Origin of the sequence: Streptomyces iconiensis, assembly GCF_028657195.3 — a bacterium.
GTDB classification, from domain to species: Bacteria; Actinomycetota; Actinomycetes; order Streptomycetales; family Streptomycetaceae; genus Streptomyces; species Streptomyces iconiensis.
Genome location: NZ_JANCPR020000007.1, coordinates 97,386 through 110,154, shown reverse-complemented (window position 1 = coordinate 110,154; position 12,769 = coordinate 97,386). Strand labels below are relative to the sequence as shown.

Sequence of the window (12,769 nt, the reverse complement as noted above, 5' to 3'; positions counted from 1 at the left end):
GCGGCACCGCGCCGCGTCAGGTGACCAGGCCATGGCGGTATGCGTAGACAACTGCCTGGACGCGATCGCGGAGTTCGAGTTTGGTGAGGATGCGTGACACAAAAGTTTTGACGGTCTCCTGGCTTATCCGGAGGATCGCGGCGATCTCGCTGTTGGAACGCCCGTCAGCGAGGAGGCGGAGAACCTCCAGTTCGCGCGGGGAAAGCGGGATGTCGCGCCCGGTGTCCTCGGCGGGTCGGACACGGGCGGCGTACATGCCCAGGAGTTCGCGTGTCACCTCGGGTGCCAGCAGTGCCGCGCCCATGGCCACGGTCCGGATACCGTGCGGCAGTTGGGCCGGTGGTGCGTCCTTGAGCAGAAAGCCGCTCGCCCCTGCGCGCAGCGCCTGGTAGACGTACTCGTCCAGGTTGAACGTGGTCACCACGAGCACCTTGACGGGATCCGGCAACCCCGCACCGGCCAGCAGGCGGGTGGCGTCGATGCCGTCGAGCACCGGCATGCGTACGTCCATCACCACCACGTCAGGACGCAGCCGGCGTGCGAGGTCGACAGCGGCCTGCCCGTCCGCGCATTCGCCCACCACCTCAAGGTCGGGCTGAGCGTCGATGATGGTCACCAGCCCGGTGCGCACCAGCACCTGGTCGTCGCAGACCAGGACCCGGATCGGCGCGCTCACACCGGGGTGGCTCCCCACAGGTACGTTCACGCCGGGCTCCCCGCGGGTATGCGCGCACGCACGACGAAGCCGCCGCCCGTCCGCCGCCCCGCGCTGAAGTCGCCGCCGAGGATGTCGACCCGTTCACGGAGACCGGCGAGCCCTCGCCCGCTCCCACCGGGGGAACCGGACCGCGCACCGGAACCGTCCGTGCTGACCTCCACGGTGATCTCCCTTTCGCTGTAGTGCACTTGGACCGAGGTGCGGCTTCCACGGGCGTACTTGAGAGCGTTCGTCAGTGCCTCCTGCACGACCCGGTACGCGACGAGGTCGGCGCTGCCGGTCGGCTCCGTCGGCGTGCCCTCCTCGGTGAACTCCACCTGCTGCCCTGCCCTGCGCGTCTGCTCCACGAGCGTGAGAAGGCTGCCGACGGACGGCGTCCTGGCCTCGGTCCCGTGCTCGGGGGTTCGGTGACCGGCGGTTCTGCGATCGGCGATTCCGTGACCGCCGGTTCCGTTGCCCGGGGTCCCATAGTCGGGATTGAGCAGGTCGAGCAGGTGCCGCAGGTCGGAGATCGCCCGCCGGCCGGTGTCGCCGACGGCCGTCAGTGACTGGTCCAGACGCTCAGGCGCGGCGGTCAAATAGCGTGCCGCCTCGGCCTGCACGACCATCGCCGTCACGTGGTGCGTCACGACGTCGTGGAGTTCACCGGCGATACGGGTACGTTCGGCGAGCCGGGAGTCCTCGGCAACGCGGCGGCGGCGATCGGCCTCCGCCGCCCGCACGGAACGCAACCACGTACCGACACCCCACGCGAGGGTCACCGCCAGGTAGAACATCAGGTACTCGCCCGGGGACTCGCCAGGACCGAGTTGGGACAGCGCGAGCACCAGTGCCACGTACGCCGCGGTGAGCAGAAGCGCGGTGACACGCCGGCGCCGTTCGAGCTTGGCCCCCACCGCGATCAGCGCGAGGGGCAGCGCGGTGCCCGCGAACGAGTGGTAGCCGCGCAACTGGTCGACGGCGAAGCCCAGCACCACCAGCACCAGACAGGCCACCGGCCACCGCCGGCACACGGCGACCGGGAGAGCCTGGAAGGCGACCGCCACGATGGCCAACGCATCGAACGGGCGGGGCGGCATGCCGCCGAGCATCGTCCCCTGACTCTGGAACGCCGGCAGCAGCGACCCGGTGAAGAGGACCAGCGCGACGACGTACCAGGCGACGGTGTCGAACCGGTGCCACAGTTCCAGGAACCGGAATTTGAACGTGGGGATATTTTTGATCACTGGGCAATTCTCGCGGTAGCACTCGCCCGGGCACCGCACCAACGAAGCCCCACATGCCGCCGACGGGCCACCCAAGGCCGCCCCTCCACCGCAACGACACCCGGCCCCCCGACAAAGGCGACCGCAGCCCCATCCGCGAGCTGCCACACCAACCCCACAAAAACCCCTCCATCAATCCCACCCCCCGCAACCCCGCGGCTGCACCGAACGCTACTGATCCCCCACCCCGAATTCGTCACCTCACCGAGGACACCTGCACGTAGCTCGCACGGGGGACACCTGCCACTTGCCTGCTGCGTGGGTGCGTACGGTGCGGGGCGGTGCCGGTCCGTACGGTGCGGTGCGGTCGCACGGGGCGAGCTGCCCCTGCGAGGGCCGGCGAACAGCGTGCGGGCGCACGTTGGCGCGCTGATGCGCTGACGCGCTGGCAGTCGGGGTTCGCCCGCGTCCGGTCCGGTGCCAACCCGGTGAGCGCGGGTGCGCTGCCCGGCGGGAGGAGTGGCGGCGGCGAAGAAGTCACCCGAACCCAACGGGTCCACGGCCGACTTGCTCAACACCCCACGTCTCCCACGAAACCCGGACGCGCCACGAGCGCCTACAGCGCCTCCACGCGGGCTCGCGCTTGGGCAGCGAGCCGACACGAGAAGCGTTGAGCTTCAGCTTGTTGCGCTCACTGATGAGGTTGGCGTGCGCGTGCGGTGCCTTCGGGGTCTGTCCCCGCGGATGCGGGGAGCAGATGGCGACGCAGCTCGGTCTGCCGCCGCACATGGGTCCATCCCCGCGTGCGCGGGGAGCAGTTCATGTTCAGCAACCCCAGTGCGACCAAGCCGGGTCCATCCCCGCGGGCGCGGGGAGCAGTCTTGCTGACCTGGGCGTTTACCGGGAGGGCGAGCCGTTCTGAGCAACTATTGGTGATCCGGACATTTCTACCTCCAGGCCGAACGAGGTCAGCGGGCGCAGCACGCCAGGTGCAGCGTAAGCAGCGCGAGGCCATGCATGGGTGAGTCCGGCAAAACGAGGGGCCGGGGCAGCCGAAGGCGCGAGGCAACGCGGAGGGGTGGCGACCTCAACGCACCGGCGAAGGACAGGACTTACGTGCCAGGGCTCCTCAACCCCCCAGGCACTTCACCTCGTTCCCCGGACCTGGCCTTCCGCGTCAACGCCAGCCGGCCGGGCCCGGCACGACCAGGCGAGGAGTGTCGCTGTACGCCCCAACGGGCGGGACCTCGCCGAGCGAAGGTGCGTGGGCGGGAGCCGGAGCCGGGCCCCAGTAGAGGAGTGCGGGCGGGAGCCGGGCCGATCCGTGCCGCGGGCCGTACAACCCCTCGCAGGGTCCGAGGGTCTCATTAAGTATCCCGTACATGGGACAACATGACTCCGATAGCACCTTTCGTCGAGTCTTCGACCTGTTCATCATGAAAGAGGGGGAAATTCCCATGCAGTCTGCCATGACCAAGCAGCTCTCCAAGGGCCTGCTCGCCGCCGCCGCGACCAGTGCGCTGATCCTGCTGCCCGCCGGTGCGGCCTTCGCCGGCAGCGGCCCTTCGGCCCCCGCTCCCGACAAGACCAAACGGTCGGTGGCGCCTTCTCCGGCGGGGAACCCGGTCAGCAAGAAGGCCGTGGCCGCCGGTGTCTGTGACGACGCCGTCGAGATCGGTCAGAAGGGGCTGATCAAGCGGGACGGTACGACCCTCGCCTCGGTGAAGCAGTTCTACTCGAAGAAGTGCAACGAGAACTACGGCTACCTGTGGGTGTGGGAGAGCTTCCACCAGAACGCCAAGCCGTACGACGTCACTCTCGGCGTCTACAACTACACGAGCGACACGACGTACGGCGCGAACGCCTGGAAGGGCACACAGCAGGAGTTCTGGACCAAGGGCACCGCCACCGTCAAGGACTGCACCTCAGCGGTCGGCACCCTGCGGCCCGCTGGTGCGCCCCAGCCGTACCAGGCTGTCTCGCAGAAGCGCTGCTGATTCCGGGCCTCCGGCCCGGCCCTGGTCTTCAGCCTCCGGCCTCGCGCCTCTGCTCTCCCCCCGGGTGTTCGTCCCAGTCGGCCGTCACTCGCGGACGGCCAACTGACGCCCCGTGGGCGGCAGTTGAAGGGGGACGGGGCTGGCGGTAGGGGGGCGCGTGTCGAACGTGTTGCTCCTGCCGGGCGGCAGCGCAGTAACGGATCGCCCGGTCACCGTGTGACCGGGCGATCCGGCTGACCAGGCACTACCTCTCCCGAACGCCGCCCGACGACACTCCCCGGCAGTACTTGGACGTCAGGCCCGGGCCACTCGGGGGCGGTCCCGCGGCGGCGCGACATCCGGGTGCTGTCCCGTAAAGGGGACGCGGCACGGGCGACTCAGGCAGGTGGCGACTGGCCGCGACGTCAGTCCAGGTCGGTCGCCCATGCCGTCAGTGCGGCGAAGTCTTCGGTGGCAAGGCCGTATCGGGGGTCGATCCGGTGCAGTAGAGCGGGACCGTCGTGGTGATCGTTCACCCATGTGCGATCCGCCGCTGTGATCTCGTCATCCACCCAGGCGAACGCCCGGCCATTTGCCCACGCGACGATCTCCGGCGTCTTCCAGAACACGCCGTTCCCGGGCTCGGTCCGAGGCGAAGACCAAGCGAGGAAGGGCAGTTGGGGCAGTCCCAGGACCGGCGCGACGAAAGCGTTGGCCTCTTCCTCCCACGTCGTCGCCCACACCAGGTCGAAGGGAAGCGCGTCCAATGCTGGGCCGTGCTCAGGGTTGAGCCACACACGCAGCGGTTTCACCGGCTTGTTCGGCAGCCCCCAGTCGGTCAACCGGCGCCGCTCGGCGGCCTTCCAGCGAGGTGTCAGAAGCCGGTGCGTCTCATAGCCCTTGGGCCGTCGGTACGGCTTCGCGGCGTACGGGTTCAGCGGTCCGTCCACATCCACCATCAGCACTGGACGCATCAGCTCACCCCCTTGGTCCGGCCTGGCACGGTACTGGCCGGTGACGCCACCGCCCACCGAGATTCTGGCGGGGCGGGGCGGGGGCTGCTGCGCTGCCCGGCTCCCCCGCGTTCGCGAGCCGCCAATTCCCGGCGAAGCAGGGGCCATTGACAAGGCAACCACCCGCGTTTACCGTCACGCCCCGTCGTTACATCGATGTAAAAGCTCGTGGTCCCCACCTCCCCGTCACGGCCTCCCCCGGCCGAGAACCCCGGAAGGACCCATGCTTCCCGCCTCCGCCTCCCCCTCGCCTGCCCCCTCCCGTCGCCGCAGGCGCGTCGCGTCGATCGTGTCGTCCCCTCTTGGGCTCCTCCTGGCGACGCTCGTGGTCTTCGCCATTCCCGCCGCCACGCCCTCCGCCGCCGCACCTTCCGCCGCGTCGGCCACCGGCACTCCCGCATCCAACGGCCCTGCCGGGCAAGCCAGTTCACTCGCCGGAGCCGAGGCCGGAGCCAAGGCCGACGCCGGTGCCGGAGCCGGGTCGCAGGCCGCTACCGGAGCAGCGGCCACCGACCTCAAGGCGGTCACCGGCCCCGAGGTCACGACCGACCCCAAGGCGGCCACCAGCCCCAAGGCCACGACCGGACCCGAGGCGGCCACCAGCCCCAGAGCAGCGACCGGGGCGAAGGCAGCAGCCAACACGTTCCGCAATCCGCTGAACAGCAGCCCCGACCCCTTCATGACGCACTGGAAGGGCAACTACTACCTGACCACCACCCAGGGCGACAGCATCCGCATGTGGCGCTCCCCGTCCCTGGGGACCCTGGCGGCGGCCGAGCCCGTCACGGTCTGGAAGGACTCCGACCCCTCACGCAACCGCAACATCTGGGCGCCCGAGTTCTACCGTTTCGGTGAGCGCTGGTACATGTACTACACGGCCGACGACGGCATCGACGACCATCACCGCCTGTACGTGCTGGAGTCGGAGGGCGACGATCCCGCGGGGCCGTACCACTTCAAGGCGAAGCTGGCCCCGCCCAACCACGCGAACGACTTCGCCATCGACGCGGGCATCCTGCAGGTGAACGGGCGGCTGTACCTCGCGTACAGCGGCATCAACCGGTACCAGCACAACGGGTTGAACATCGCCCCGATGTCCAACCCGTACACCGTCTCCGGCGACGCCGTCGCCATCGACGGGGCCGGCGGCTGTCCCGAGGTGCGGGAAGGGCCGGAGTTCCTGTACCGCAACGGCCGCGTATGGATGACGTATTCGGCCTGCGACACCGGCAAGCCGGACTACCAGGTCTGGATGATGTCGATGCCCCAGGGCGCCGACCCGCTCGTGCCGGGCAACTGGAAGCAGCACCAGGGGCCGGTGTTCTCCCGCGCCGACGACCGCGGCGTGTACGGCCCGGGTCACCACGCCTTCTTCCGCTCCCCGGACGGCAAGGAGGACTGGATCGTCTACCACGCCAAGACGACGTCCCAGAACACGTACAGCAACCGTACGACCCGGGCGCAGAAGTTCACCTGGCGAGCGGACGGCAGCCCCGACTTCGGCAGGCCCCTCGCGATCGGCGCCACCCAGGACCTGCCCTCAGGGGACCCCGGATCCGGCAACTACTGGATCAACGATGACGGTCGCTCCAGCGGGACAGGTGCCGTCGCCTACAGCGGTGCCTGGAACTCCGGTAGCGGCTGTGCGACCCAGTGCTTCTGGGGAGACGACCACTGGAGCGACCGGGCGGGAGCGACCGCGACGTTCTCCTTCACCGGCACCCGGATCGCCCTGCTGTCGGTCAAGGACGCCGGCAACGGCTATGCGGGCATCAGCGTCGACGGCGGGCCGGAACAGCGGGTGGACTTCCACGGCTCCCTCCGCATCGGTGAGGCCGTGCAGTATCTGAGCCCGCGCCTCCAGAACGGCAAGCACACCCTGCGCGTCCGCGTCACCGGAGAGCACAATCCCGGTTCCCGGGGTGCCTTCGTGAGCGTCGACCGTGCCGAGGTCTATACGGACTGACGATCTTCGCAGGTCAGGAGGCAGAGGCCCCGTACGCAGGCCGTCCATACGGACTGACGATCTTGGCAAGTCAGGCCCCGGAGGCCCCCGTACGCAGGCCGTCCATGATGAAGGCCAGGAGGCGGGCGGTGCGTCGCTGCCGGTCGGGGTCGTCGGGGTTGATCTGCCAGAGGCCGCCGATGATGAGGAAGAAGTCGTCTCCGGTCACGCCGGGCCGTACCGTGCCGGCCTCCTCGTTGGCCCGGAGCAGCAGTTCGGCCGCCTCGGCCACGGGGGCGTGGCCCGGCTTCGTCTGGCCGCAGGGTCCGCTGGTGGCCTGTCGTATGGCGTCCGCGAGGCCCGCCTTGGCCATGGCGAACTGGGCGAGGCGGTCCAGCCACTCGCGCAGTGCCTGCTCGGGCTCCCGCGTCCGCAGCAACTCGGGGGCCGCGTCGGCGACCTGCTGCATCTCGTGCTTGTAGAGCTCCAGTACGAGTGCCTCGCGGTTGGGGAAGTTGCGGTAGAACGTGCCCTGTCCGACGCCTGCCTTCTTCGCGATCGCGCTGAGCGGTGCGTCCGCGCAGTGCGTCAGCTCGACCAGGGCCACTTTCAGGATGCGTTCGCGATTCCGCTGCGCGTCCGAGCGCACCGGCGCGCTCTTCTTCTCCCGCACTCCTCCTCCTCACGGGCCCGTGACCGAACCCGTCCCTTGCTAAGCGGACAGTTGTCCGCTAGGTTTTCGCGTAGCGGACAGTTGTCCAGTTAGGCCCACCATACCTGCGCATACGGTCCGAGAGGTAGCCCCGGCAACGACAGCGAGCGACTGACCGATCATGCCTGCGCCGGTACGGCGCGGTCTTCTGTCTCTGGTTCCGTGTTTCGTGTTTCGCGAGAGAAGGCTGATCATGGCCCCATCAACGTCCAGCGCCATCACTCTGAGCATCAATGGCGAGAAGTATCCGCTGACCGTCGACCATCGCACCTCCCTGCTCGACGCACTGCGCGAGCGGCTCGATGTGACGGGCACCAAGAAAGGCTGTGACCAGGGACAGTGCGGCGCCTGTACGGTCCTGATCGACGGGCGCAGGAGCGTCTCCTGCCTTCAGCTCGCGGTCGCCGCCGAAGGGCGTGAGATCACCACCATCGAGGGCATGGCCGACGGTGACCAGCTGCACCCGGTGCAGCAGGCATTCCTCGACCTCGACGGCTACCAGTGCGGCTACTGCACCCCGGGGCAGATCTGCTCCGCCGTCGCGGTGATCGAGGAGCACGCGGCCGGCTGGCCGAGCGCCGCCACCGACGACGTCCGGCCCGAGGCCGGACCACCGCCGCTGACCGCCGACGAGATTCGTGAGCGGATGAGCGGCAACCTGTGCCGCTGCGGAGCCTACGTATCGATCGTCGAAGCGGTCGCACGGGCCGCCGCTACGCGGACCGGCTCCAGCACTCAGGCGGACCCCGGCGCCCGGACCGGCACCGGCACTCGGACCAGCACCGGCACCGGTGCGGAGGTGGCGGCATGAAGGAGTTCGGTTACCAGCGTGTGCACGACGTGCCCGGCGCTGTCGCGCTGCTCGGCGCCGACCCGGACGCACGCTTCCTCGGCGGCGGTACCAACCTCGTCGACCTGATGAAGACCGGCGTCGAGCGGCCCGCGCGCCTCGTCGACGTCCGTGAACTGCCCCTGGACGACATCGAGTCGACTCCGGACGGCGGGCTGCGCATCGGCGCGACCGTCACCAACAGCGACCTCGCTGCCCACCCGGAGGTCCGGCGCAGCTACCCGGCGCTGAGCCAGGCGGTCCTGGCCGGCGCCTCCGGACAGCTGCGCAACATGGCCACGGTCGGCGGCAACCTCCTCCAGCGCACCCGCTGCGGCTACTTCGCCGATGTCACCAAGCCCTGCAACAAGCGGGCGCCCGGCAGCGGCTGCCCCGCCATCGAGGGCGAGCACCACAACCACGCCATCCTGGGCGCCGGCGACCACTGCGTCGCCGTCCACCCCTCCGACATGGGCGTCGGCCTCGCGGCCTTCGACGCCGTCGTCCACTACGAAACGGCCGACGGGCCGGGCGAGTTGCCGTTCTCGGAGTTCTACCTCCCGGTGGGCGACACCCCGCACCTGGAGACCGCGCTGCCCGCCGGCGCGCTGATCACCGGCGTGTCCCTGCCGCCCGCGCAGGTGGCCGCCCACTCGCGCTACCGCAAGGTCCGCGAACGCGCCTCGTACGCCTTCGCGATCGGCTCGGTCGCCGCCGCGCTCGACGTCAGCGACGGTGTCGTACGCGAGGTGCGGCTCGCCTTCGGCGCTGTCGCCTCCCGGCCGTGGCGGGCCCGTCGCGCCGAAGAGGTCCTCACCGGCGCACCGGCCGACGCCGAGACCTTCGCCGCCGCTGCGGACGCCGAACTGGCCGCCGCACGCCCGCTGCCGCACAACGCGTACAAGGTGGACCTGATGCGCAACCTCGTGGTGGCCGAACTGACCCGACTCACCGAAGAGGTCGCCCGATGACCACAGCCACCCGCCCGAAGGGCTCCGTCGGCGCAGCGACCACGCGCGTCGAGGGCCGCGACAAGGTCACGGGCGCCGCACGCTACGCGGCTGACATCCCCTTCACCGAACTCGCGCACGGCTGGCTGGTGCTGTCCACCATCGCGCGCGGCCGGATCAGCTCGGTGGAGACCGGGCCCGTACTGGAGATGCCAGGCGTCCTTGCCGTACTGCACCACGGCAGCGAAGCGCCGCGCGTCAGCACCGACTACGCCGGGCTGCTGGGCAAGCCCGACCCGACAGCCGGCGTCTTCCAGCACGATCGGGTACCGCATGTGGGCTGGCCCGTCGCCCTGGTCGTCGCCGAGACGTCAGAGCAGGCCAAGGAGGCGGCCGAGGCCCTCGTCGTGACCTACGAGGAGGAGCCGCACGACGTCGCGTTCAGCGCAGCACGCGTCGACGACGAGGCGGAGGGCGCGGCGCCCGACACCGTCGAGAAGGGCGACCTGGCGGCCGAACTCGCCGCCTCGGCCGTCGTACTGGACGCGGAGTACACCACCCCCGAAGAGCACCACAGCATGATGGAGCCGCACGCGGCGACGGCCCACTGGGACGGCGGCCGGCTCACGGTCGTCGACTCCAACCAGGGCAGCACCTGGGTGGCGAGCGAACTGGCCGAGATGTTCTCGCTGGACCAGGACTCCGTGCGCGTGATCTCCGAACACGTCGGCGGTGGCTTCGGCTCCAAGGGCGTACGCGTCCACCAGGTGGCCGCCGTGATGGCCGCAACCGTTCTCCAGCGCCCTGTCCGTGTGGTACTGACCCGGCGTCAGATGTTCTCGCTCACCGGCTACCGCAGCCCCACGGCGCAGCGGGTCAGACTCGGCGCCGACGCCGACGGACGGCTGCGCGCCCTGGCGCACAGCTCGCTGAGCCTCACCTCCCAGGTGCACGAGTTCGTCGAGTCGAGCGCCGGATTTGGCCGGACGATGTACGACGCCGACGCGCACCACACCGTCAACCACGTGATACCGCTCGACGTACCGTCACCGACCTGGATGCGGGCACCCGGCCAGGCGCCCGGGTCGTTCGCGCTGGAGTCGGCGATCGACGAACTCGCCGAGAAGTGCGGCCTGGACCCGATCGAGCTGCGTGCCCGCAACGAGCCCGAGACCGGCCCCTTCTCCGGGCTGCCGTTCGCCGCCCGTAACCTGCTCGGCTGCTTCTCCGAGGGCGCCCGCAGGTTCGGCTGGGCCGACCGGGACCCGCGTCCCGGGGTGCGCAGGGACGGCCGCTGGCTGCTCGGCACCGGCACCGCGTCCTCCTCGTACCACGCGGGTGTCGGACCGTCCACGGCCGCCGTGACGGCTGAGGCCGACGGCACCTTCACCGTGCGGATCACCGCAGCGGACATCGGCACCGGCGCACGCACCGCGCTCACCCTGATCGCCGCCGACGCGCTGGAGACCACTCCGGACCGCGTGCGGGTGCGGATCGGCGACAGCGACTTCGGCCAGGCGTTCATCGCGGGCGGCTCGCTCGGCACCCGCTCCTGGGCCTGGGCGATCATGGCGGCGGCCACCGAACTGCGCGAGCTGCTGCTCCCGGGCGCCGTCATCCCGCCGGAGGGCGTCACGGCGCGCTCCGACACCGCCGCGGCCATCGCCACGCTGCCGCCGAAGGAACGGCACACGTACGGCGCCCAGTTCGCCGAGGTCGCCGTCGATCCCGGCACCGGCGAGGTACGCGTACGGCGGATGCTCGGCATCTTCTCCGCAGGCCGGATCGTCAACCCGCTGACCGCGCGCAACCAGTTCGTCGGCGGCATGGTCTGGGGCCTCTCCATGGCCCTGCACGAGGAGGCGATCAGGGACCAGGCGTCCGGCGGCCATGTCGGCGCCGACATGGCCGGATACCACATCGCGGGCAACGCCGACATACCGCTCATCGAGGCCGACTGGATCGAGGACGCGGACCCGGACGACCCCGTCGGCATCAACGGCATCGGCGAGATCGGCATCGTGGGCACCGCCGCCGCGATCGCCAACGCGGTCTGGCACGCCACCGGTGTACGCCACCGCGATCTGCCGATCCGGCCCGACCGCGTGCTGCGGGCCGGCACGGGAGCGGTGGATGCTTGACATCGCGGTCGAACTGGACCGCTGGCTGACCGAGGGCCGGGACTTCGCCGTGGCCACCGTGGTGGCCGTCGGCGGCAGCGCACCGCGCGATCCCGGGGCCGCCCTCGCCGTCGACAGCGCGGGCACGGCCATCGGCTCGGTGTCCGGCGGCTGTGTGGAAGGCGCGGTGTACGACCTGTGCGTACAGGCGCTGGAGGACGGCCTGACGGTACGTGAACGGTTCGGCTACAGCGACGAGGACGCCTTTGCCGTCGGTCTGACCTGCGGCGGGACCATCGACGTCCTGGTCACCCCGGTTCGCGCCGACGCCGCGGGCGACGCGGTGTTCCGCGCTGCGCTCTCGGCCGCCGCCAGGGACGAGCCGGCCGCCGTCGCCCGGGTCGTACAGGGGCCGGCCGAACTCCTCGGCCGGCCCCTGCTGGTACGCGCCGACGGATCGTACGAGGGTGTGCTCGGCAATGGCGGGGAGCTGGAGCGGACGGCGGTCGCCGAGGCCGGGGCGCTGCTGGACGCCGGCCGTACCGGCACCGTCGCCCTCTCCGAGGACGGCTCGCACTGCCCCGGCGGGCTCACGCTGTTCGTCGAGTCGAGCCTGCCGCAGCCCCGCATGATCGTGTTCGGTGCGATCGACTTCGCGGCTGCGCTGGTACGCACGGGCAAGTTCCTCGGCTACCACGTGACCGTGTGCGACGCGCGTCCCGTGTTCGCCACCAGGGCCCGCTTCCCCGAAGCCGACGAGATCGTGGTCGACTGGCCGCACCGCTATCTGAGGGGCACGGCGACCGACGGGCGCACGGTGCTGTGCGTGCTCACCCACGACGCCAAGTTCGACGTGCCCCTGCTGGAGACGGCGCTGCGGATGCCGGTCGCCTTCGTCGGCGCGATGGGCTCGCGCCGCACCCACGCCGACCGGAACCGGCGGCTGCGAGAAGCCGGCCTGGGCGAGCCGGAGTTGTCCCGGCTGCGGTCACCGATCGGCCTCGACCTCGGCGCCCGTACGCCCGAGGAGACGGCGCTGTCCATCGCGGCGGAGATCGTCGCGGCCCGGCGCGGCGGAACCGGCGTCCCGCTGACCGGCTCGGGGACCCCGCTCCACCGCGACACGGCGGAGCGAGGCGCGCTTGCGGTGTCGGCGGTCGCCTGACGGCCGCCCGGAAGAAACCGGCCGGCCGGGGCCCTGCGGACGACGGTCACGGGTTGTCGCCCGCCGGGGTCCGCGTGCTGGGAGGCAGAGTCCGCCCCGCTCACCCGGCGTCCGTCCGCCCCCGAGGGTGGACGGA

At 70.6% G+C, this 12,769-nt stretch carries 10 protein-coding genes; 6 read left to right on the top strand and 4 right to left on the bottom strand.

Going from position 1 to position 12,769, the window contains the following annotated elements; translation table 11 throughout:
* Nucleotides 1–16: 16 nt before the first annotated feature.
* Both NMN56_RS08980 and NMN56_RS08975 read right to left on the bottom strand, forming a co-directional pair.
* Nucleotides 17–676, bottom strand: coding sequence for a response regulator (locus NMN56_RS08980; protein ID WP_274042639.1), 660 nt, complete (start codon nucleotides 674–676; stop codon nucleotides 17–19).
* 26 nt (nucleotides 677–702) lie between these two features.
* Nucleotides 703–1,944, bottom strand: a complete 1,242-nt coding sequence (locus NMN56_RS08975) for a histidine kinase (protein WP_430542509.1) — start codon at nucleotides 1,942–1,944, stop codon at nucleotides 703–705.
* 1,436 nt (nucleotides 1,945–3,380) lie between these two features.
* Here NMN56_RS08975 and NMN56_RS08970 point away from each other — a divergent pair.
* Nucleotides 3,381–3,920 carry a hypothetical protein gene (locus NMN56_RS08970; protein WP_280842736.1) on the top strand — a complete coding sequence of 180 codons (540 nt, stop codon included), beginning with the start codon at nucleotides 3,381–3,383 and terminating at the stop codon, nucleotides 3,918–3,920.
* A 404-nt stretch (nucleotides 3,921–4,324) separates the two neighbouring features.
* Here NMN56_RS08970 and NMN56_RS08965 read toward each other — a convergent pair whose 3' ends face one another.
* Nucleotides 4,325–4,873 carry an HAD domain-containing protein gene (locus tag NMN56_RS08965; RefSeq protein WP_274042394.1) on the bottom strand — a complete coding sequence of 183 codons (549 nt, stop codon included), beginning with the start codon at nucleotides 4,871–4,873 and terminating at the stop codon, nucleotides 4,325–4,327.
* Between the two features lie 328 nt (nucleotides 4,874–5,201).
* Here NMN56_RS08965 and NMN56_RS08960 point away from each other — a divergent pair, with 328 nt between their 5' ends.
* Nucleotides 5,202–6,878, top strand: a complete 1,677-nt coding sequence (locus tag NMN56_RS08960) for a family 43 glycosylhydrolase (RefSeq protein ID WP_274042393.1) — start codon at nucleotides 5,202–5,204, stop codon at nucleotides 6,876–6,878.
* Between the two features lie 70 nt (nucleotides 6,879–6,948).
* On the opposite strand, the gene NMN56_RS08955 is transcribed toward NMN56_RS08960, so the two are convergent.
* On the bottom strand, nucleotides 6,949–7,530 hold the full coding sequence (locus tag NMN56_RS08955) for a TetR/AcrR family transcriptional regulator (RefSeq protein ID WP_274042392.1): 582 nt from the start codon (nucleotides 7,528–7,530) through the stop codon (nucleotides 6,949–6,951).
* A 232-nt stretch (nucleotides 7,531–7,762) separates the two neighbouring features.
* Here NMN56_RS08955 and NMN56_RS08950 point away from each other — a divergent pair, with 232 nt between their 5' ends.
* Genes NMN56_RS08950 through NMN56_RS08935 form a run of 4 tightly spaced genes read left to right on the top strand, consistent with a single transcriptional unit; the run spans nucleotide 7,763 to nucleotide 12,633 of the window.
* Nucleotides 7,763–8,380: a 2Fe-2S iron-sulfur cluster-binding protein gene (locus NMN56_RS08950; protein ID WP_274042391.1), complete on the top strand. Its 618-nt coding sequence runs from the start codon at nucleotides 7,763–7,765 to the stop codon at nucleotides 8,378–8,380.
* Complete coding sequence (locus tag NMN56_RS08945; protein ID WP_274042390.1) at nucleotides 8,377–9,369, top strand: FAD binding domain-containing protein; 993 nt, start codon at nucleotides 8,377–8,379, stop codon at nucleotides 9,367–9,369. The genes NMN56_RS08950 and NMN56_RS08945 overlap by 4 nt, the downstream gene beginning before the upstream one ends.
* A complete protein-coding gene (locus NMN56_RS08940; RefSeq protein WP_274042389.1) occupies nucleotides 9,366–11,489 on the top strand; it encodes a xanthine dehydrogenase family protein molybdopterin-binding subunit in 2,124 nt (707 codons plus the stop codon). The genes NMN56_RS08945 and NMN56_RS08940 overlap by 4 nt, the downstream gene beginning before the upstream one ends.
* Complete coding sequence (locus tag NMN56_RS08935) at nucleotides 11,482–12,633, top strand: XdhC family protein (RefSeq protein ID WP_274042388.1); 1,152 nt, start codon at nucleotides 11,482–11,484, stop codon at nucleotides 12,631–12,633. Before NMN56_RS08940 ends, NMN56_RS08935 begins: the two co-directional genes overlap by 8 nt.
* The last annotated feature ends 136 nt before the right edge of the window (nucleotides 12,634–12,769 follow it).

Bases quoted from the DNA above. Each gene is read 5' to 3' on its own strand.
- NMN56_RS08950 (WP_274042391.1), top strand. From the start codon at position 7,763: ATGGCCCCATCAACGTCCAGCGCCATCACTCTGAGCATCAATGGCGAG.
- NMN56_RS08970 (WP_280842736.1), top strand. From the start codon at position 3,381: ATGCAGTCTGCCATGACCAAGCAGCTCTCCAAGGGCCTGCTCGCCGCC.
- NMN56_RS08965 (WP_274042394.1), bottom strand. From the start codon at position 4,873: ATGCGTCCAGTGCTGATGGTGGATGTGGACGGACCGCTGAACCCGTAC.
- NMN56_RS08945 (WP_274042390.1), top strand. From the start codon at position 8,377: ATGAAGGAGTTCGGTTACCAGCGTGTGCACGACGTGCCCGGCGCTGTC.
- NMN56_RS08935 (WP_274042388.1), top strand. From the start codon at position 11,482: ATGCTTGACATCGCGGTCGAACTGGACCGCTGGCTGACCGAGGGCCGG.
- NMN56_RS08940 (WP_274042389.1), top strand. From the start codon at position 9,366: ATGACCACAGCCACCCGCCCGAAGGGCTCCGTCGGCGCAGCGACCACG.